Annotated in this window: 21 protein-coding genes and 1 pseudogene; 13 read left to right on the forward strand and 9 right to left on the reverse strand. The window is 69.4% G+C overall.

Annotation, left to right across the window (positions count from 1 at the left end; genetic code table 11):
• Nucleotides 1-61: 61 nt before the first annotated feature.
• On the reverse strand, nt 62-403 hold the full coding sequence (locus K8940_RS02915; RefSeq protein ID WP_223393047.1) for a UrcA family protein: 342 nt from the start codon (nt 401-403) through the stop codon (nt 62-64).
• A 333-nt stretch (nt 404-736) separates the two neighbouring features.
• Between K8940_RS02915 and K8940_RS02920 the strand changes: the two genes are divergently transcribed.
• From K8940_RS02920 to K8940_RS02935, 4 genes are read left to right on the forward strand one after another with little or no spacing between them, the layout of a single operon-like run.
• Nucleotides 737-1,579 (forward strand): M23 family metallopeptidase, encoded by an 843-nt coding sequence (locus K8940_RS02920; protein WP_223393048.1) that lies wholly within the window; start codon nt 737-739, stop codon nt 1,577-1,579.
• A 60-nt stretch (nt 1,580-1,639) separates the two neighbouring features.
• On the forward strand, nt 1,640-2,596 hold the full coding sequence (locus K8940_RS02925; RefSeq protein WP_223393049.1) for an alpha/beta fold hydrolase: 957 nt from the start codon (nt 1,640-1,642) through the stop codon (nt 2,594-2,596).
• Nucleotides 2,597-2,623: 27 nt separating this feature from the next.
• Nucleotides 2,624-3,553, forward strand: a complete 930-nt coding sequence (locus tag K8940_RS02930; protein WP_223393050.1) for an ABC transporter ATP-binding protein — start codon at nt 2,624-2,626, stop codon at nt 3,551-3,553.
• A complete protein-coding gene (locus tag K8940_RS02935; RefSeq protein ID WP_223393051.1) occupies nt 3,550-4,980 on the forward strand; it encodes an ABC transporter permease in 1,431 nt (476 codons plus the stop codon). Before K8940_RS02930 ends, K8940_RS02935 begins: the two co-directional genes overlap by 4 nt.
• A gap of 265 nt (nt 4,981-5,245) precedes the next feature.
• Here K8940_RS02935 and rpsU read toward each other — a convergent pair whose 3' ends face one another.
• Complete coding sequence (rpsU, locus tag K8940_RS02940; protein WP_198576648.1) at nt 5,246-5,479, reverse strand: 30S ribosomal protein S21; 234 nt, start codon at nt 5,477-5,479, stop codon at nt 5,246-5,248.
• A gap of 181 nt (nt 5,480-5,660) precedes the next feature.
• Between rpsU and K8940_RS02945 the strand changes: the two genes are divergently transcribed.
• A complete protein-coding gene (locus K8940_RS02945) occupies nt 5,661-6,350 on the forward strand; it encodes a COQ9 family protein (protein ID WP_223393052.1) in 690 nt (229 codons plus the stop codon).
• A gap of 39 nt (nt 6,351-6,389) precedes the next feature.
• Here the strand turns inward: K8940_RS02945 and K8940_RS02950 are convergent, their stop codons facing one another.
• Together K8940_RS02950 and K8940_RS02955 are read right to left on the reverse strand one after the other, a co-directional pair.
• A complete protein-coding gene (locus K8940_RS02950) occupies nt 6,390-6,899 on the reverse strand; it encodes a DUF1465 family protein (protein WP_223393053.1) in 510 nt (169 codons plus the stop codon).
• A 196-nt stretch (nt 6,900-7,095) separates the two neighbouring features.
• Entirely contained in the window at nt 7,096-7,302 is a 207-nt protein-coding gene (locus tag K8940_RS02955) for a DUF1192 domain-containing protein (protein ID WP_223393054.1), read from the reverse strand.
• Between the two features lie 77 nt (nt 7,303-7,379).
• Between K8940_RS02955 and K8940_RS02960 the strand changes: the two genes are divergently transcribed.
• Nucleotides 7,380-8,366, forward strand: coding sequence for an NAD(P)H-quinone oxidoreductase (locus K8940_RS02960; RefSeq protein WP_223393055.1), 987 nt, complete (start codon nt 7,380-7,382; stop codon nt 8,364-8,366).
• 150 nt (nt 8,367-8,516) lie between these two features.
• Nucleotides 8,517-9,227, forward strand: a complete 711-nt coding sequence (locus K8940_RS02965) for a DUF1013 domain-containing protein (protein ID WP_223393056.1) — start codon at nt 8,517-8,519, stop codon at nt 9,225-9,227.
• Between the two features lie 82 nt (nt 9,228-9,309).
• Here K8940_RS02965 and K8940_RS02970 read toward each other — a convergent pair whose 3' ends face one another.
• Entirely contained in the window at nt 9,310-9,483 is a 174-nt protein-coding gene (locus tag K8940_RS02970; RefSeq protein WP_223393057.1) for a YdcH family protein, read from the reverse strand.
• Between the two features lie 129 nt (nt 9,484-9,612).
• On the opposite strand from K8940_RS02970, the gene K8940_RS02975 reads away from it, so the two are divergent.
• From K8940_RS02975 to K8940_RS02985, 3 genes and pseudogenes are all read left to right on the forward strand, one after another.
• The gene (locus K8940_RS02975; protein ID WP_223393058.1) at nt 9,613-10,242 is read left to right on the forward strand and encodes a UbiX family flavin prenyltransferase; all 630 of its coding nucleotides are present in this window, start codon (nt 9,613-9,615) and stop codon (nt 10,240-10,242) included.
• A pseudogene (locus K8940_RS02980) lies at nt 10,193-10,721 on the forward strand (TIGR02444 family protein); the annotation flags it as partial. The gene K8940_RS02975 and the pseudogene K8940_RS02980, both read left to right, overlap by 50 nt.
• Before the next feature lie 60 nt (nt 10,722-10,781).
• Nucleotides 10,782-11,009: a YdcH family protein gene (locus K8940_RS02985; protein WP_223393059.1), complete on the forward strand. Its 228-nt coding sequence runs from the start codon at nt 10,782-10,784 to the stop codon at nt 11,007-11,009.
• Between the two features lie 12 nt (nt 11,010-11,021).
• On the opposite strand, the gene K8940_RS02990 is transcribed toward K8940_RS02985, so the two are convergent.
• Both K8940_RS02990 and K8940_RS02995 read right to left on the reverse strand, forming a co-directional pair.
• A complete protein-coding gene (locus K8940_RS02990; protein WP_223393060.1) occupies nt 11,022-11,384 on the reverse strand; it encodes a response regulator in 363 nt (120 codons plus the stop codon).
• Nucleotides 11,385-11,528: 144 nt separating this feature from the next.
• Nucleotides 11,529-12,248, reverse strand: a complete 720-nt coding sequence (locus tag K8940_RS02995; RefSeq protein ID WP_223393061.1) for a GGDEF domain-containing protein — start codon at nt 12,246-12,248, stop codon at nt 11,529-11,531.
• Nucleotides 12,249-12,452: 204 nt separating this feature from the next.
• Here K8940_RS02995 and purE point away from each other — a divergent pair, with 204 nt between their 5' ends.
• Both purE and K8940_RS03005 read left to right on the forward strand, forming a co-directional pair.
• Entirely contained in the window at nt 12,453-12,944 is a 492-nt protein-coding gene (gene purE / locus K8940_RS03000) for a 5-(carboxyamino)imidazole ribonucleotide mutase (protein WP_223393062.1), read from the forward strand.
• A 5-nt stretch (nt 12,945-12,949) separates the two neighbouring features.
• Nucleotides 12,950-14,035: a 5-(carboxyamino)imidazole ribonucleotide synthase gene (locus K8940_RS03005; protein ID WP_223393063.1), complete on the forward strand. Its 1,086-nt coding sequence runs from the start codon at nt 12,950-12,952 to the stop codon at nt 14,033-14,035.
• Here K8940_RS03005 and K8940_RS03010 read toward each other — a convergent pair.
• Complete coding sequence (locus tag K8940_RS03010) at nt 14,007-15,005, reverse strand: acyltransferase family protein (RefSeq protein WP_223393064.1); 999 nt, start codon at nt 15,003-15,005, stop codon at nt 14,007-14,009. The genes K8940_RS03005 and K8940_RS03010 overlap by 29 nt on opposite strands.
• Nucleotides 15,006-15,179: 174 nt before the next feature.
• Between K8940_RS03010 and K8940_RS03015 the strand changes: the two genes are divergently transcribed.
• Nucleotides 15,180-15,887 carry an aspartate/glutamate racemase family protein gene (locus tag K8940_RS03015; RefSeq protein WP_223393065.1) on the forward strand — a complete coding sequence of 236 codons (708 nt, stop codon included), beginning with the start codon at nt 15,180-15,182 and terminating at the stop codon, nt 15,885-15,887.
• Here K8940_RS03015 and K8940_RS03020 read toward each other — a convergent pair.
• Nucleotides 15,884-17,956 carry a transglycosylase domain-containing protein gene (locus tag K8940_RS03020; RefSeq protein ID WP_411675578.1) on the reverse strand — a complete coding sequence of 691 codons (2,073 nt, stop codon included), beginning with the start codon at nt 17,954-17,956 and terminating at the stop codon, nt 15,884-15,886. The genes K8940_RS03015 and K8940_RS03020 overlap by 4 nt on opposite strands.
• Nucleotides 17,957-17,972 lie beyond the last annotated feature (16 nt).

Below are 17,972 nucleotides of genomic sequence, written 5' to 3' on the forward strand. Positions count from 1 at the left end.
CTGGGGCCTCTGTCGCGGGGCGTGGGGGAGGTGGGTGTTTTCGGGTAAGCGGCGCCGAAGATCACCGGGCGGCCAGCTCGTGCGACTGGGCGGCTTGGGCCACGGCCTTGCGCATCTCCGGCGACATCTCGCGCTCGACCTCGCGGCGGACCTCGGCGACGCAACCGCGCATCGGCAGGGTCATCTGGCCCTTGCGCAGCATGGTCCGGCACAGGTCCTTGCCGGCCGTGTCGACGCGGGCGCTGAAGATCGCGGCCTGGGCGGGGTTCGCCAGGTTCAGGTCGCCGTAGGGCACGCGGATATTGGCTTCGGCGGCGTTGGCGGCTTGGGTCAGGCCCAGGACCGGAACGGCGGCCAGGCTCAGGCTGGCGACGGTGGTCAGGCTCATGATGAACTTGCGCATTTGAAGATCCCTCTGGTTGGGCGCTGTTCTTGTGCGCCGATGAATATTGAGTACCTGCCAGAGTTCTCGAAGTCCCGTTACGTCTCCTTCATGACGTGTAATTAAAGAAGTGAAGCGCTCTTAATGAAATGAACTTGCCGTAATGTTTTACATCTATTCTTTGGAATTTGAGCAAGCTGTGCCGCGTGGTGAACAAACGGTTAAGCTGCGCCCTGTTTTCGCCCCATGCGACCTTCATAGACCGCCGCCATTCACCAAGCCGAAAGGTCAGGTGTGAGACCAGGACCGCCCGCGCGCGGTCCTCGACTGACCGAACGTCGAAGAGGTAGCGGTTTGATTTCCAAGACCCTGGCGCTTCCGCCTCAGCACCTGCGCGTCGCCTTTTTCACCATGCTGGGCGTCGCGGCCATGGCCGGGACCCTGAACGGGGCGCTGGCCCTGGGCGAGAGGGTCGCCAGGACCGCGCCCGCCTCGGATCCGACCCCGGTCGTCGCGCCGGTCGAGCCCAAGGCCGAGGCGGTCGAGCCCACGCCGCCGCCCCCCGCCTTCCAGTTCGACGCGCCGCTGCCGGGCCGCGTGGTCAATTCGCCGTTCGGCCTGCGCCAGCTGCCCTGGGAAGAGAATGGCCGCCTGCACGAGGGCGTCGACATCGCCGCGCCCAGCGGCGCGCTGGTCAAGGTCGCCGCCGACGGCGTGGTCAAGGCCACGGGGATCAGCCCGACCTACGGCCGCTACGTCCAGGTGCTGCACAAGGGCGGCCTGACCACCCTCTACGCCCACCTCGCCAAGCCGGCCAAGAACGTCAAGCGCGGGACCTATCTGCATCGCGGCGACACCGTCGCCTTCGTCGGCAATTCGGGTCGCTCGACCGGCTCGCACCTGCATTTCGAGATCCGCAAGGGCGACAAGGCCCTGAACCCCACCTTCTTCCTGGGGCGCAGCTTCGCCGAGGCTTCGGATCTTCCGCTCAAGGCCGCCGGCCGGGTTCCGCGCAAGGTTCATGTGGCCACGGTCTCGAAATGGCCGCCCGGCATGACCGCCAAGGGCGGCGTCAAGGTCGCGCGGCTGAAGAACGGCCGCGTCCGCGCCAGTATTCCGGTCGCCTCTACGCCGGTCGCCACGGTTCCGGCGCCGGCCGCCCAACCGGCGATCGGATCGAACGGCCTGGCGATTTAAAACGCCGTCCTCGGCGCAACGCGCCTCGACGCGTCACGAAGCCTCACTACATTGAACGCCATGATCCAGTTCCTCGGTCGTGGCGTCGCGGGCCTCACGCTCCTTCTTGTGTCCTATATCGCCGTCGGCGGGCTGATGAGCGCCGCCGGGGCGCCCAAGCCCCGAGGCCAGATGGTCGAGATCGAGCCGGGGCGAAAGCTGCGGCTGGTCTGCGAGGGGCCCAGGAGCGACCGGCCGGTGATCTGGCTGGAGGCCGGGGCCTTCGGCTTCGCCGCCGACTGGGGCGGAACCCAGGAGGCCCTGACCGCCGCCGGCTGGCGCTCGTGCGCCTACGACCGGGCCGGCATGGGCTATTCGCCCAAGGGGCCCAGCCCGCGCGACGGGATCGCCATCGTCACCGACTTCGAGAAGCTGGTCGCCGCCTCGGGCGAGCCGGGCCCCTACATCCTGGTGGGCCACTCGATGGCCGGCCTGCGCCTGCGCGAATACGCCGGGCGCAATCCGGACAAGGTGGCGGGCATCGTCCTGGTCGACGCCGCCACGCCCGAGACCGCCCAGAACCCTCAGATGCAGGGCTTCATCAAGACCTTCGCCAGCGTCTCCAAGTGGGCCGCGCGCGGGGCTTCGCTCGGGCTCTACAAGCCGCTGGTCCACACCCGCCTGGGCGACAAGATCGACCTGCCGCCGGCCGCCAAGGCCGAGAAGGGCTGGGCCTTCGCCAACGGCCGCCACAACCGCACGGCGGCCGAGGAGGTGGGGCTGTGGAAACAGGCCTCGGACCAGGCGGCCGCCCAGCCCCCGTTCGATCCCAAGTGGCCGGTGGCCGTGGTCACCGCCGGACCAGTGGCCGGCCGCGAGCTGCGCAAGGAGATGCAGGCCGCGCCCGCCCGGCGCTCGGAGCACGGCCTGGTCGACCATGTCGAGGCCGCCAGCCACACCCTGCTGATCGGCCGGCGCTTCGCCGACCACATCGTCCGGGCGGTGGCCTTCGTCGCCGACGCGTATAAAAAGGGCTGAGATAACGACGATCGGTCGGGAGGGCTCATGGTCAACGCGGTCAGCCTGGAGGGCGTCAGCAAGACCTATGATGACTTCCATGCCGTGCGGGACGTCAGTTTCGACGCGCCCGCCGGCCGGATCACCGGCTTCCTGGGCCCCAACGGCGCGGGCAAGACCTCGACCATCCGCATGATCCTGGGCCTGCTGCCGGTCAGCGCCGGGCGGATCACGGTGCTGGGCGGCGGCGACGCCACGCGGGTGCGCCAGCGGATCGGCTTCCTCCCCGAGGAGCGCGGCCTCTACAAGCGCATGACCCCGGTCGACGCCATCGCCTTCTTCGCGGGGCTGAAGGGCGTGCCCGAGGCCGAGGGACGCAGGCGGGCCAAGGCGATGCTGGAGGCCCAGGGCCTGGGTCACGTCCTGAAGAAGCCGATCAAGGACCTGTCCAAAGGCATGGCCCAGAAGGTCCAGTTGCTGTCGGCCCTGGCCCACGAGCCCGAGCTGGTGGTGCTGGACGAGCCGTTCTCGGGTCTGGACCCGGTCAACCAGCAGGCCCTGGAGACCATGATCCGCGAGATCGCCGCGCGCGGGGCCACGGTGCTGTTCTCGACCCACGTGATGCAGCACGCCGAGCGGCTGTGCGACAAGGTCGTGCTGATGGCCAAGGGCCGGAAGGTGTTCGACGGCGACGTCGCCACCGCCCGCTGCGCCGCGCCCCGAGTTTTGGTGCTGGAGGGCGACCTGTCGGCCGCCGACGTCGCGGCCCTGCCGGGCCTGGGCGTGGTGACCTCCGAGCCCTCGCCCGACGGCGGCTGGCGGCACGTGGCCGAGCTGCCGCAAGCCGGTGCGCGGGCCGGCGTGGGGCAGGACGCCCTGAAGGCCGCCTTCGCCCGCGACCTGGCGCTGCGACGGTTCGAGCTGAAGGAGCCCAGCCTGCACGACGCCTTCATCGTCCTGACGGGAGGCCAGGCATGAGCCGTCTCTTGAAGATCGCCCGCCGGGAATACCTGGCCTATGTCCGCACGGTGGGCTTCTGGCTGTCGATCGTCGCCCTGCCGGTGGTGATCGGGGTCAGCTTTCTGGCTCCGGTGATGATGATGAAGTCGGCCCATCCCGAGCGGCTGGCCATCGTCGACCTGACCGGCCAGGCCTTTGGTCCGGCCGTCGCCAAGGCCCTGGTCGAGGAGCAGAACCGGGCCAATGCCCGCGCCCTGCGCGCCGCCGCCCTGTCCGCCGCCGGGCCCCAGGCCCAGGAGGCGGTCCGCAAGGCCCAGGAACGGGCCGGGGACGCCGCCGGCCGCGAGGCCCTGGCCCGCTACAACCCCAACGCCGCCGCCCGCTTCAAGCCGCCCTCGGCCAAGGCCATCGTCCTGCCCGCGCCGTCCGAGGCGCTGGCCGCCGCCACGCCGCGCGAGGCCGGCCTGATCGCCCGGCGCGAGGTCGCCGAGAAGCGGCTGGATTCGGTGCTGGTCCTCAGCGGCCGCGACGAGGCGATCACCCTGGACCTCTGGAGCCGCAACCTGGCCGCCCCGGTGCTGGAGAACGACTTGAAGACCACGGTGGGCGAGATCATGCGCGAGCGGGCCCTGGCTCGCGCCGGCGTCTCGGCCGCGACCCTGAAGGCGGCCGACGACCTCAAGCCCGCCTTCAACAGCCTGTCGCCCAAGGCCGCCTCGGGCGAGAAGGTCAGCTTGCGCGACCGCCTGCCGGCCATCGTCGGCTTCGCGGCCGGCATGCTGCTGTGGTCGATGGTCCTGACCGGGGCCAGCATCCTGCTGAACAGCGTGATCGAGGAGAAGTCGAGCAAGATCCTCGAGGTGCTGCTGTCCTCGGCCTCGGTTCCGGAGATCCTGGGCGGCAAGGTCCTGGGCGTCGCCGGCCTGACCCTGACGGTGCTGAGCATCTGGGCCCTGGGCGGCTGGGTCGCCCTGATCAACGTCGCGCCGGGCCTGGCCGGCGACATCCTGGCCGTGCTGCTGGGCAAGGGCCTGGTGTTCTATTTCGGCGCCTATCTGGTCGGCGGCTACCTGATGTACGCGGCGCTGTTCGCCGGGATCGGGGCCTTCTGCGAGAGCCAGCGCGACGCCCAGACCCTGCTGGGGCCGATCATGATGGTGATGACGATCCCGGTGGTCTTCATGAGCCAGGCGATCCGCACGCCCGACGCGCCGATCCTGGCCGCGCTGTCGTGGATCCCGCCGTTCACGCCGTTCCTGATGCCGGTGCGCATCGCCGGCGACCCGCCGCTGGTCCAGGTGGTGGGCACGACCCTGCTGATGATCGTGACCATGATCGCGATCGTGACCTTCTCGACGCGGGCCTTCCACGTGGGGGCGCTGTCGACGGGGAAGGTGGACCTTCGCACTCTCATTGGGAGGATCACGCGGAAACAGGTCGGCTGACCTAATCCTGCCTTCCTAGGCCTTGCGCCTAGGACCCAGGGGGCGGCTTGGCTGCAAGACAGAGGGCAGAGCGCCGCCGGTGTGGGCGCGCATCCTGCGCTTCAATGGGAGCGGACGCATGGGTCCTGGGCACAAGGCCCAGGAAGGCCGGTATTCTAAGTCCAGACCCGAGGGCAGAATCGGGCCCAAACCCCAGACATGACAAAGGCCGCGCGGATCGCCGCGCGGCCTTCGAAAATCTTCAGCGATGTGAAGAGGCCTGGTTCTACCGGGCCGGCTTCTTCGGCATCGGCAGCAGGCCTTCGCGCTGAGCGCGCTTGCGGGCCAGCTTGCGAGCGCGACGGACCGCTTCGGCCTTTTGACGGGCGCGCTTTTCCGACGGCTTTTCATAGTGCACGTGCCGCTTCATTTCGCGGAACGAGCCTTCGCGTTGCATCTTCTTCTTCAGGGCCTTCAGCGCCTGATCGACGTTGTTGTCGCGGACGAAAATCTGGACCAGGGGTATCTCTCCATTCGACAGCCCGACCAATTTCCCAAGTCCCTCTTGAGGGGCCGGGCGGGCGAACAAAACCGGGTAACCTGGAAGGGGTGCTCCCAGGCGATGAGGCGGGGCTGATAGCAGAGCGAAGGCGCTCTGTCCATGCGCGACGCGGCCTAAACGCCGGTGTAGACTCGGATTTATGAGCCAAACCGCCCGTACCTTCAACGAGACCTCCGCTCAAGCTTCCGGCCAGCGGGAGGGAACCTGGGCCGACGACGCCGAACAGCGCGTCCTGGACGAGGCCGTGCGCCTGGCGCCCAAGGCCGGCTGGAACGCGGGCCTGGTCTCGCGCGCCCTGGCCGCGGCGGGCCTCACCGAAGCCGAGGGTCAATTGTTGCTGCCCGAAGGGGCCCGCGACCTGGCCGCGCTGCTGTCGCGACGCCATGACGCGGTCGCGCTGGAACGCCTGAAGGCCTTCGACGTCGCCGCCCTGAAGATTCGCCAGCGAATCCGCGAGGGGGTGATCGCCCGCCTCGACGCGGCCCAGCAGCACGCCGACGTCCTGCGCCCGCTGGCGGCGTTCCTGGCCTTTCCGACCAACCTGGCCCTGGCCCTGCGGCTGACCTGGGAATCGGCGGACGTCCTGTGGCGCTGGGCGGGTGACACGGCGACCGACGAGAACCACTATTCGAAGCGGGCGATCCTGTCGGGGGTCCTGGTCTCGACCCTGGCCGTCGACCTGGCCTCGGGCCGCGCCTCGGCGCTGTCGCACCTGGACGCGCGCATCGACAACGTCATGGCCTTCGAGAAGTGGAAGGCGGGCCTCAAGCCCATGGACCTGGCGGGCGAGGTGGTCTCGGCGTTGGCCAAGATGCGCTACGGGAAGTAGGGCGGTTCTGGTCCCCCGCTCGCGGGGGAGGGGAACGACTCAGCCCCCGAACGCGGCCGTCAGGCGGTCGAAGTGGGCCTGCACGGGACGCGGGGCCTCTTCGTTCGGCGATTCCACGTACATGCGGCGGTCCAGATGGCGAACGCGCTCGTACAGGCGCTCGCTGCGCGTCAGCAGATTGGTCAGGCCGAAGGGCAGTTCCTCGATGGCGGCCGGCTCGCCCGCGGCTTCCTCGCCCAGGCGATACGATTCGGCGCAGGCGGCTTCCGGCGGCATCTCGCCTTCGCGGACCGCGCGTTGGACCAGCAGCCACGAGGCCACCTGCATCAGGCGGGTGGTCAGGCGCATGCTCTCGGTGGCGTAGCCCAGGGCGGCGTTACGGGAGAGGATCTTGCTGTCGTGGCGGCCGGCCCCGTCGAGATAGGCGGCGGTCTCCTCGACCAGCTGCATGCCTTCCTCGAACGTGCGATCGAAGAGTTCCGATCGCGCGAAGTCCTGGATCACTCCGGCGCGCCAAGGCGTGTCCGCGAACGCGTTCACTTCGGTCATAGCTACCCAATGCCCCTTCGAAAGGCCGCGAGGACGTCCCGCTTGGCGACACAGCTGCAATGCCCGTGCCAGAACAAACCGTCCCGTTTCGCGACCCGCCCCCTTTCGAATCGACCGTACGTACTGAAAACGCGGCGTCCGAAAGCGGGTGAGCGCTTAAGACGCCAGTAACCTCACCGAAACCTTAAAAGAACCCTTAGTCGAGGCGACCAAACAGCGCATTGGCCGCGTCCCGGCCGGCCTTCTTCTTGGTCAGCTGGGCCTTGGTGCGTTCGATTTCGGCCTGCAGGGCGGCGATCCGCTCTTCCAGTTCCGCGACGCCATAGGCTTCCAGATCTTCGTGGGTCGTCTCGTTCAAGGCGCGTCCGCTGAAGGCGCGGGGTTCCGCAGGCTCTTCGAACATCGGCTTTTTCTCCCTTTTCCGTCGGATATCTGACGCCTACCTAGGCTTCAAGGCAAGCTTGACGAGGATCCGGACCCATGACCGAGACGATGACGGCGATCGCGATCGAAGACGGAAAAGGCCCGGCCGAGGCCCTGAAGGCGGTCCAGCTCGAGCGTCCCACGCCGGGACCGGGACAGATCCTGATCAAGGTCGCCGCCGCCGGGGTGAACCGTCCGGATCTGTTGCAGCGCCTGGGGTTCTACCCGCCGCCGCCCGGCGCGCCGACCACCCTGGGCCTGGAGGTCGCGGGTGAGGTCGTCGCCCTTGGGGAGAGCGCCGCGGGCCGCTGGAAGGCCGGCGACAAGGTCTGCGCCCTGCTGGGCGGCGGGGGCTATGCCGAATACGCCGTGGTCGACGCCCGCCACGCCCTGCCGATCCCGGGCGGCCTCGACCTGGTCCACGCCGCGGCCCTGCCCGAGACCGTCTTCACCGTCTTCGCCAACGTGTTCGAGCATGGCGCGCTCAAGGCCGGCGAGACCCTGCTGGTTCATGGTGGGACGTCCGGAATTGGGACGACCGCGATCGCCATGGCCAAGGCGGCGGGCGCCAGGGTGATCGCCACGGGACGCGGTCCCGACAAGAAGGCCAAGGCGCTGGCGCTGGGCGCCGACATCGCCATCGACGCCAAGGCCGAGGACTTCGCCGAGGTGGTCAAGGCCGCCGGCGGGGCCGACGTGGTGCTCGACATGGTGGGGGCCAGCTATTTCGAGAAGAACCTCGACGCCCTCAAGACCGGCGGCCGCATCGTCTACATCGCCAGCCTGGGCGGCGCGGTGCTGGAGGTCCCGGTGATGAAGATCATGCAGAAGCGCGCCGTCATCACCGGCTCGACCCTGCGTCCCCGCTCGGCCGACGAGAAGGCCCGCCTGGCCGCCGAGGTCGAGCGCGTGGCCTGGCCCTGGGTGGCGACCGGCCAGCTGAAGCCGATCGTCGACGCGACCTTCCCCCTGGCCGACGCCGCCAAGGCCCACGCGCACCTCGAGGCCGGAGAGCATGTGGGCAAGGTGGTGCTGGTGGTGTGAGGGAGACAAGAATAGAGACCGGCGACTCAAGACTCTGACACTGCTCTCCGTTGCTTGATCCCCGTTCCCTTTTCATGAGAACCGGATTATAGCGTTGACCAACATCCCGCCCGGCCGAAAGGCCGGGCGCCGTCATTTCTGGAGGACCGCATGTCCGACATCCTGATGCCCAAGGCGACCGCCGTCTGGTTGGTGGACAACACCTCGCTGAGCTTCGAGCAGATCGCCGACTTCTGTGGTCTGCACCCGCTGGAAGTGCGCGGCATCGCCGACGGCGAAGTGGCGCGCGACATCCGCGGCGCCGACCCGATCGGCAATGGCCAGCTGACCCGCGAGGAGCTGGACCGCGCCCAGGCCAATCCCGACTACCGCATGAAGGCCCAGGTCAGCCGTCACGCCGAACTGCTGAAGCCGCAGAAGAAGGCTCCGCGCTACACCCCCGTGTCGCGCCGCCAGGACCGTCCGGACGCCATCGCCTGGTTCCTGCGTCACCACCCCGAGGTGACCGACGCCCAGATCTCGAAGATCCTGGGCACCACCAAGGCCACGATCGAGCAGGTCCGCGCCCGCACGCACTGGAACGCCGCCAACATCAAGCCGATCGATCCGGTGACCCTGGGCCTGGTCGGCCAGCTGGAGCTGGACGCCCTGGTCAAGAAGGCCGCCGAGAAGAAGGCCAAGGACGACCTGAAGAAGGGCATCGTTCCGGAAGATCCGACCCTGCGCCCTGCTTCGGAAGCCGGTCAGTTCGAGCCGGAAGTCGAGGAAGAAGAAGATTTCCGCGCCCCGCGCGGCGACATCAAGGCCGAGGACGTGTTCGGCAAGTCGTCTGGCTATGTCGACGAGGAAGACGAGGACTAGTCCTCGGCTCCAGCGCCTGAAAAAGCAGAGGCCCCGCTCCTTGCCGGAACGGGGCCTCTCGTTTTTCGGCTGCTAATAGCAGCTAGTGAAGTCGCGCCCTCAGGCCCTCGATCTCCTCCTTCAGCCGAAGCTTCTGCCGCTTAAGCTCCCTAAGCATCGTTCCGTCGCTACCCGGTCGACTGGTCTCCTCCTGGATCTTGCGGTCGAGAGTCTCGTGACGGGACCCAAGCTCGCGGATACGGGATTCGATGGCCATGGCTGTCGGCTCCTTGCTGTTGGAGACGAAAGTGAACACCCGCTGCGCGAAGCTGTCAGATCACATATGATTGCAACCGGCCCCGCTTGACGTGGCTCCGCTTGCTCCCATGACGGACGAAAATTCACCATGACCGAGGCTTCGAAGACCGTTGATCGCCCAAGGGATCCGGCGCGATTGGTGGTCGGGATCACGGGCGCTTCGGGCGTGGTCTACGGGCTGCGGACGCTGGACGCGCTGCGCGAACTGGGCGTCGAGAGCCACCTGGTCGTGTCGAAATCGGCGGCGCTGACGCTCACGCAGGAGGCAGGGCTGAGCATCGCCGAGGTCAACGCCAAGGCCGACGTCGTGCACCGCGCGGCCGATGTCGGGGCCGCGATCGCCTCGGGCTCGTTCCGCACCCTGGGCATGATCGTCGCGCCCTGTTCGGTGCGGACGATGAGCGAGATCGCCACGGGCGTAACGTCCTCGCTGCTGACCCGGGCCGCCGACGTGACCCTGAAGGAGCGCCGCAACTTGGTGCTGATGGTGCGCGAGACGCCGCTGCACCTGGGCCACCTGCGCACCCTGACCAAGCTGGCCGAGATGGGCGCGATCATCGCCCCGCCGCTGCCGGCCTTCTACGCCAAGCCGGCCTCGATCGCCGAGATGGTCGACCAGTCGGTCGGCCGGGCGCTGGACCTGTTCGACCTGTCCTGGACGCCGGTGAAGCGCTGGGGCGAGGACCTCGAAACGATCGCCGGCAAGGGGGAAGGTTAACGCGCATGCGCCCCTCGAAGGGACTTTGGGACTGGGCCTTGGACGTCTATGCGCGACAACCTGTCGCGGAGGCCTGCCTGCACCTGCAGGACGCCCACGGCCAGAACGTGCCGTACCTGCTGTGGGCCGCCTGGATGGCCGGGGAGGGGCGCGCCGCCGACCTCAAGGACGCCGCCCGGATGATGCGCGTCTGGGACGCCGAGGTCGGCGCGCCCCTGCGCGGCGTGCGCCGGGCCTTGAAGCCTCCGCGCCCTCCGGTCGACGAGGCGGCCAAGGAAGCGCTGCGCGACGCGGTGAAGGCCGTCGAGCTGAAGGGCGAGCGGGTCCTGATGGAAAGTCTCGAGGCCTTGAGCGGCCCGCCAGGCGCGCCGATCGCGGTTCTGGACGGTCTGGTCGCCGCCGCCGAGGCCTCCGGCGATCCACCGCGCCGCGCCGCGTTGGAAAAGCTGGCCGCCGCCCTTGCAAAGCCGGCCGGGTGAGCGCCTTTACCGGTCGTCAGCCTTTGCTATCTATCACGCTGATTGGGGCCACCTGAGACCATGTCCATGAACGACGATGATCCGTCGGACGACACCGACATCGCGATCGAACGTCGCCTCGCCGACCTGCGCGAGGAGCACAAGGATCTCGACGACGCGATCCGGGCCCTGGAAGAGCGCTACCAGCCCGACATGCTGCAGATCGCCCGCCTGAAGAAGAAGAAGCTGGCCCTCAAGGACGAGATCGGCCGGCTGGAAGACCGGCTGACCCCGGACATCATCGCCTAGGATCCGGAAGGGTCAGGCCGCCTCGCGGGCGGCTTCCAGCGCGCGGACCGTCTGCAGCAGGCGGCCGGGGGTGATGGGCTTTTCCAGGCGCGCGTCGGCATGCTGGTCGGCCTTCAGGAGGCGCGGGTCGCAGGCCGAGGCCATCAGGGTGGCGGTGTCGGGGCGCGCCTTGCGCACGGCGCTGACCAGCTCGCCGCCGTTCATGCGCGGCATCGAGTGGTCGGTGATCACCAGGTCCGGCGCGAAGCTCTCCAGGGCCTCGAAGGCCTCCTGGCCGTCCAGGCACAACAGAACCTCGAACCCCGCCTCGGTCAGGGTGATTTCGTAGATCATCGAGAGGACGGGATCGTCCTCGGCGACCAGAATACGCTGCATGCGACCCGCCCAGTCATGCTTAACAGACCATGAACGTGTTACCGCACCCAACGGGTTCCAGTCGCCGTGCGATAAGGTCGCATGACCGGCGGTTGTGAGCTTAGCCTTTGAACGTGTTCGCGGTTTTCCGGGCGCCTCGAAGGCTCAGCCGGCCAGGGCCTTGCGCTTGCGCACGAACATGGCCGCGTCGGCCTCGGCCAGCGAGACCTCGGGATCGGCCCCAGGCTCGATCTCGCGCACGCCGAACGACACGTGCAGGGGCGCCGACCACTCGCCGAACTCGACCGGCTTGGAGCGGATGGCGTCGGCCAGGGTGTGGGCCTTGGCCATGGCCGTCTCCTTGTCGGCCTGAGACAGCAGCACGGCGAACTCGTCGCCGCCCATGCGGCCCACCAGGTCGCTCTCGCGGACATTGGCCAGCAGGCGCTTGGCCACCGCCTTCAGCGCCTCGTCGCCGGCGGCGTGGCCGAAGCGGTCGTTGACGCTCTTGAAGTTGTCCAGGTCGAAGAACACCAGGCTGGCGGATGAGCCGTAACGCTGGGCGAAGGCCGAGACGCGCTTGGTCTCGCGCAGGAACGCCCGGCGGTTGAGCACCGGGGTCAGGGCGTCCATGTCGGCCAGGCCCTGGGCCTCGTTCAGGCGCAGCTTCAGGACCGAGACCTCGTTTCGCAGATCCTCGATCTCGCTCATCAGGGTCGTGAGGGCCTCGACCACCTTCGGGGTCAGATCGGTCTCGCCGAGGCCGAGGAAGGCGGCGCTGTCGGGCGCGGAAACCTCGCGGGTGGCCACCTGGGCCCCGGCGCGGACCAGAGCGCGCTTGCGGATGGCGGCGAAGGGTTCGGTCCGGGCGCCGGTAATCTTCATGACCTTACGGGGAATCGATATGGCACAGCTTCAGCATGGTTAACGGGAACCGTGTTCGATGCAATTGGGGGCGCCGATAAGTCGCACGAGCATGGCGACGCTTGCCTGCTTATGACGCGACTTGTGTCGTTTTGGGCTTGCGCCGAGGGGACGGCGCGCATACGGGGCGGCTTTCCTTCGCCCAGCGCCGAGAGGAACGACGCCATGGCCGCCACCACCCCGCCTGTCGCCATCATCATGGGCAGCCGCTCGGACTGGCCGACCATGAAGGGCGCGGCCGACGCGCTGGACAGCCTGGGCGTGCCCTACGAGGCCAAGGTCGTCTCGGCCCACCGCACCCCGCAGCGCCTGTTCGACTTCGCCACGGGCGCCGAGAAGGCGGGCTACAAGGTGATCATCGCCGGGGCCGGCGGCGCGGCCCACCTGCCGGGCATGGCCGCCTCGATGACCAACCTGCCGGTGCTGGGCGTGCCGGTGCAGTCCAAGGCCCTCAGCGGCCTGGATTCCCTGCTCTCCATCGTCCAGATGCCGGGCGGCATTCCCGTGGCGACCCTGGCGATCGGCGAGGCCGGGGCCAAGAACGCCGGCCTTCTGGCCGCTCAGATCCTGGCGCTGTCGGATTCGGCCCTGGCCCAGCGCCTGTCGGCCTTCCGCGCCGCCCAGACCGACAGCGTCGCCGAGAGCGTCGAGGACTGACAGACATGCCTTCGTTCCCGCTCGTTCCCGGCTCGACCATCGGCATCCTCGGCGGGGGACAGCTGGGCCGCATGCTGGCCCTGGCCGCCGCCCGCCTGGGCTTCGACGTCGTCATCCAGGACCCGGAGGAGAACGCGCCCGCCGGCCGCGTCGCCGCCCGCCAGATCGTCGCGGCCTATGACGACCGCTGGGCCCTGAAGCGCCTGGCCGAGGCCTGCGACGTCGTCACCTACGAGTTTGAGAACGTCCCGGCCGACACGGTGTCGGAGCTGACCGCCCTGGGCGCGGTGGTCTCGCCTGGCGCCAAGGCCCTGGCCGCCGCCCAGGATCGCGTGGTCGAGAAGAGCTTCCTGGCCGAGATCGGCGTGCCGACCGTGGCCTTCGCCGCCGTCCACGACAGCGACAGCCTGGCTGCCGCCGTCGCCAAGATCGGCGCCCCGTCGCTGCTGAAGACCCGCCGCGAGGGCTATGACGGCAAGGGCCAGGCCTGGATCCAGAAGGCCAAGGACGCCGAGGCCGCCTTCGACAAGATCGGCCGCCAGGCCGCGATCCTCGAGGCCCCGGCCGACTTCGGGCGCGAGCTGTCGGTGATCGCCGCGCGCGGCCGCGACGGCGAGATCGCCTGCTATCCGGTCAGCGAGAACCATCACGAGGGCGGCGTCCTGCGTCGCACCGTGGCCCCGGCCAAGATCACGCCGACGACCCGCGACCAGGCCGAGTCGATCGCCGCCAAGATCCTGACCGCCCTGGACTATGTCGGCGTCATCGGCGTCGAGCTGTTCGAGCTCTCCGGCGGCAAGCTGCTGGTCAACGAGTTCGCCCCGCGCGTCCACAACACTGGCCACTGGACCCAGGACGGCTGCGAGGTCGACCAGTTCGAGCAGCACATCCGCGCCGTCGCCGGCTGGCCGCTGGGCCCGACCGCGCCGCACCACCATGTCGAGATGACCAACCTGCTGGGCGCCGACGTCGACGCCTGGAAGAAGCTGGCCGCCGAGCCCGAAACCCGCGTCCATCTCTACGGCAAGGGCCAGGCGCGCCCCGGCCGCAAGATGGGCCACGTCAATCGGTTGCGGTCCCTGAAGGACTAGCCAACGGACGGATCGCCGGCGCCTCGTCTCCACCCAGGCGGGCCTTGAGGCGCAGGGCCGGCTTCTCGACCAGGAACCAGGACAGGGCCGCGAACGGCAGGGTCAGGGCCAGCGAGGTCGCGAGGTTCAGCTGGCGCCCCTCGGCCAGCCATTGCTGCAGCGGGAAGCTGTAGATGTAGAGGCCGTACGACAGGTCGGCCGGCGGCTTGGGCAGGTCGACCTGGCCCAGTCGCAGCACCGCCAGCGGCAGGCCCAGGAACCAGGCGGGCGTGGCCAGCAGGACCAGCGAGGCCAGCACCATCCAGAGCCTGGGCCGAACCCGCCCGAGGTGCAGGGCCGCGCCGGTCAGGAATAGGAAGCCGTTCAGGGCGGCGAGGTGGGCGATGCGGAAGAGGTCGCCGCGCGCGTCCAGGCCGCTCAGGTGAAGCGCGGCCGCCACGATCGCCGCCAGGCCGGCCAACGCCGCCAGGGTCCGGGCGTTCACCTGGCGCGCCGCGCCAAGGACGGCCAGGGCGAGATAGGCGGTGAACTCCAGGCGCAGCGTCCAGAGCGAGCCGTTGACGATCCCGGCCACGGGCGCGGCCAGGAAGACCCCGGGCAACGCATAGGTCACCGCGTACAGCGACAGGTTCCTCAGCACATAGCCGGAGGGCTCGGGGTCCAGCAGATAGGCGCGGGGGCTCAGCGACGTAACAAGCGGCCCCAGGACGAAGGCGGTCAGGACCAGGGCGACCAGCAGGCCGGGAAAGATCCGCAAGGCCCGCTTGGCCAGGAAGGTCGAGGTCTTCGGCGCGCGCTCCAGGCTGCCGGCCACCAGGGCCCCGCTGATCACGAAGAAGATCCCGACCCCCAGCGCGCCGGGATCCAGGCCCGACCCCAGCATCAGCGGCGGCTGTCCGTTCAGGACGCGCGCGTGATGGGCGACCACCAGGATCGCCGCGATCAGCCGTAGATAATCGAAACCGCCCATCGTCCCCTTGGTCCCCGCTCCCGCTTAGATCGCGACGAGGGCGCGAGAGCAAGCTCGGCGGGAGGGGCGAACCCGTCGCCTCCCTACTCACCTTCAGCGGCCAGCCGCGTGAAGCGGCGGGCGTGCGTCCTCGCGAGCGGTCATGCTATGGCCGCCCTGGAAAGGCGGTACACCATGGCCGAACAGGCGCTCATCGGATTGATCGGCGGCATGAGCTGGGAAAGCTCGGCCCAGTACTATCGGCTGATCAACGAGGCCGTACGCGATCGCTTGGGCGGCGTGGCCTCGGCGCGGACCCTGATGTGGTCGTTCGACTTCGCCGAGATCGAGCGCCTGCAGCACGCCGGGCGCTGGCCCGAGCTGGCGCGCCGCCTGGCCGACGCGGCCCGGGCGCTGGAAGCCGGCGGGGCCGACTTCCTCGTGCTCTGCACCAACACCATGCACCGCGAGGCCGACGAGATCGAGGCGGCGGTCCATATTCCGCTGCTGCACATCGCCGACCCGACCGGCGCGGCGATCACGGCCGCGGGCCTGTCGACCGTCGGCCTGCTGGGCACGGCCTTCACCATGGAGCACGACTTCTACCGCGGCCGCCTGGAGAAGCGGCACGGCCTGACCGTGCTGACGCCCGAGGCCGAGGACCGCGCCGCCGTGCACCGGATCATCTACGAGGAGCTGGTCGCCGGCCGCGTCCTGGACGCCTCGCGCGAGGTCTACAAGGCGGTGATCCAGAGACTGGTGGAGCGCGGGGCCCAGGCGGTCATCCTGGGCTGCACCGAGATCATGCTGCTGATCTCGCAGGAGGACAGCCCCGTCCCGGTGTTCGACACCACGACCCTGCACGCCCTGGCGGCGGTGGACCGGGCGCTGGCCCAGGCCTAGTCGGGCGTCGTCGGCGGGCCGGGCTCGGGCTCCGGCGGCGGGGCTCCGGCGTCCTCCAGTTCGGCCGCGGCGCGGGCGAACTCGGCGGCCAGGGTCTCGTAATAGCCGTTGCGCGGGTCAGGCTGGGTCTCGACCACGGGGTCGGGCAGCAGCCAGTCGAAGTCGCGGATCGCCAGGGTCTGGTGGGCCGTGACCATGAAGCGCCGCCACAGGGTGGCCGGGATGTCGCCGCCGACAATCCGGTTCATCGGCTTCTCGTCGTCATTGCCGACCCAGACGCCGGTCACATAGTCGGGCGTGAAGCCGACGAACCAGGCGTCGCGCCAGTTCTGGCTGGTGCCGGTCTTGCCCGCCGCGGGGCGATCGAAGGCGGCGCGCTTGCCCGTGCCGTCGGTGATCACCTTCTGCATCATCCGCACCATGATGCTGGCGTTGCCGATGTCGTAGACCCGGCGCTCGCCGACCGGCGGCTGGTGGGCGTAGAGCGGGTGGCCGCCCTGGGTCGAGATCGACTCGATCAGATAGGGCTCCACCCGCACGCCACCCTGCTGGAAGACCTGGAAGCCCGAGGTCAGCTGCAGCAGGGTCACCTCGTACGAGCCCAGGGCCACCGACAGGTCGGGGGCGGGCGGCAGGGTGGTGATCCCGAAGCGGCGCACCAGGTCACCGATCGCCGCCCCGCCGACCTCCTGGCCCAGCTTGACGGCCACGGTGTTGGTCGAGGTGATCAGGGCCTGCTCGACGGTCATGGGTCCGGCGTAACCGCCGCCGTAGTTCTCGGGCGCCCAGTCGCCGATCTTGATCGGTTCGTCGACGCGGATGTCGGTCGGCAGCACGCCCCGCTCGACGGCGGCGGCGTAGATGAACGGCTTGAAGCTCGAGCCCGGCTGGCGGCGGGCCTGGACGGCGCGGTTGAACGGGCTTTCGCCATAGCCCGTACCGCCGACCATGGCGCGGATCGCCCCGTCGGTCCCCAGCGACAGCAGGGCCGCCTGGCTGGCGCCCGACCGCTGGGCCTCGGTGGTCATGGTCTGGCGCACGGCCTCGGCGCCCTCGCGCTGCAGGACCGGGTCGATGGTCAGGCGCACCACCAGGTCGGGGGCGTTCTGGCCGGCGACCTTGACCGCCTCGGCGGTGGCGTAGTCCAGCACCCAGCCGTAGTCGCCCTCGTCCTGCAGGGCGAGGCCGGAGAGCTGCGGGGTGTCTTCCAGGGCGAGCCGCTCCTGCTGGGCGGTGATCCAGCCTTCCTTGCGCATGTTGGCCAGGATCAGGCGGGAGCGGGCCAGGGCGCGCTGCATGTCCTTGTTCAGGGCCAGGCGCGAGGGGGCCTTGGGCAGGCTGGCCAGCAGCGCCGCCTCCGACAGCGTCAGCTGGCTGGCGGGCTTGTCGAAATAGGTCTGGGCCGCGCCGTCGATCCCATAGGTGCCGGCCCCGAAATAGATGCGGTTCAGATAGAGCTCGAGAATCTCGTCCTTGGAGAGGACCTGCTCCAGCCGCCAGGCCAGCAGCATCTCCTGCAGCTTGCGCTTCACGACCCGGTCCGGGGTTAGGAACAGGCCCTTGGCCAGTTGCTGGGTCAGGGTCGAGGCGCCCTGCACAGTGCGTCCGGCGCGCCAGTTGACCCAGGCGGCCCGGGCGATGCCCGGGACGTCGATCGGCCCGTGCTGGTAGAAGCGCCGGTCCTCGGCGGCCAGGAAGGCGCGGGGCACATGGGGCGGCAGCTCGCCGACGGTGATGCGCCGGCCATAGCGCGGACCGCGGGAGGCGATCACCTGGCCGTAGCGGTCCTCGAATCGGATGCCGGGCGCGCGGTTGACCGCGAACAGCGCCTGGCGCGAGGGCAGCTGCGGCGTATCCTTCAGATAGGTGTTCCAGACGTAGTACGCCCCCGCGCCGGCCGTGATCAGGCCCAGCAGCAGCGTGGCCGCCAGCACGCCCAGGATCCACGCCCAGACGCGCGAACGCTTGCGGGCGGCGGCCTGCTTCAGGTCGGCGCGGAACGGCGTCTCGGGCCCCTCTGGGGCCTCGAGCGGCGGCTTGTCTTCGGGGGCTGGCGTCCAGTCGGTCACGATCTCGAGTCAGGCT

It is taken from the genome of Caulobacter segnis, assembly GCF_019931575.1.
Taxonomy (GTDB): domain Bacteria; phylum Pseudomonadota; class Alphaproteobacteria; order Caulobacterales; family Caulobacteraceae; genus Caulobacter; species Caulobacter segnis_C.

What these genes read in the sequence shown, in the direction of transcription:
- K8940_RS02915 (WP_223393047.1), bottom strand. Translation starts at nt 403, where the DNA reads ATGCGCAAGTTCATCATGAGCCTGACCACCGTCGCCAGCCTGAGCCTG.
- K8940_RS02925 (WP_223393049.1), top strand. Translation starts at nt 1,640, where the DNA reads ATGATCCAGTTCCTCGGTCGTGGCGTCGCGGGCCTCACGCTCCTTCTT.
- K8940_RS02930 (WP_223393050.1), top strand. Translation starts at nt 2,624, where the DNA reads ATGGTCAACGCGGTCAGCCTGGAGGGCGTCAGCAAGACCTATGATGAC.
- K8940_RS02935 (WP_223393051.1), top strand. Translation starts at nt 3,550, where the DNA reads ATGAGCCGTCTCTTGAAGATCGCCCGCCGGGAATACCTGGCCTATGTC.
- K8940_RS02945 (WP_223393052.1), top strand. Translation starts at nt 5,661, where the DNA reads ATGAGCCAAACCGCCCGTACCTTCAACGAGACCTCCGCTCAAGCTTCC.
- K8940_RS02950 (WP_223393053.1), bottom strand. Translation starts at nt 6,899, where the DNA reads ATGACCGAAGTGAACGCGTTCGCGGACACGCCTTGGCGCGCCGGAGTG.
- K8940_RS02955 (WP_223393054.1), bottom strand. Translation starts at nt 7,302, where the DNA reads ATGTTCGAAGAGCCTGCGGAACCCCGCGCCTTCAGCGGACGCGCCTTG.
- K8940_RS02960 (WP_223393055.1), top strand. Translation starts at nt 7,380, where the DNA reads ATGACCGAGACGATGACGGCGATCGCGATCGAAGACGGAAAAGGCCCG.
- K8940_RS02965 (WP_223393056.1), top strand. Translation starts at nt 8,517, where the DNA reads ATGTCCGACATCCTGATGCCCAAGGCGACCGCCGTCTGGTTGGTGGAC.
- K8940_RS02970 (WP_223393057.1), bottom strand. Translation starts at nt 9,483, where the DNA reads ATGGCCATCGAATCCCGTATCCGCGAGCTTGGGTCCCGTCACGAGACT.
- K8940_RS02975 (WP_223393058.1), top strand. Translation starts at nt 9,613, where the DNA reads ATGACCGAGGCTTCGAAGACCGTTGATCGCCCAAGGGATCCGGCGCGA.
- K8940_RS02985 (WP_223393059.1), top strand. Translation starts at nt 10,782, where the DNA reads ATGTCCATGAACGACGATGATCCGTCGGACGACACCGACATCGCGATC.
- K8940_RS02990 (WP_223393060.1), bottom strand. Translation starts at nt 11,384, where the DNA reads ATGCAGCGTATTCTGGTCGCCGAGGACGATCCCGTCCTCTCGATGATC.
- K8940_RS02995 (WP_223393061.1), bottom strand. Translation starts at nt 12,248, where the DNA reads ATGAAGATTACCGGCGCCCGGACCGAACCCTTCGCCGCCATCCGCAAG.
- purE (WP_223393062.1), top strand. Translation starts at nt 12,453, where the DNA reads ATGGCCGCCACCACCCCGCCTGTCGCCATCATCATGGGCAGCCGCTCG.
- K8940_RS03005 (WP_223393063.1), top strand. Translation starts at nt 12,950, where the DNA reads ATGCCTTCGTTCCCGCTCGTTCCCGGCTCGACCATCGGCATCCTCGGC.
- K8940_RS03010 (WP_223393064.1), bottom strand. Translation starts at nt 15,005, where the DNA reads ATGGGCGGTTTCGATTATCTACGGCTGATCGCGGCGATCCTGGTGGTC.
- K8940_RS03015 (WP_223393065.1), top strand. Translation starts at nt 15,180, where the DNA reads ATGGCCGAACAGGCGCTCATCGGATTGATCGGCGGCATGAGCTGGGAA.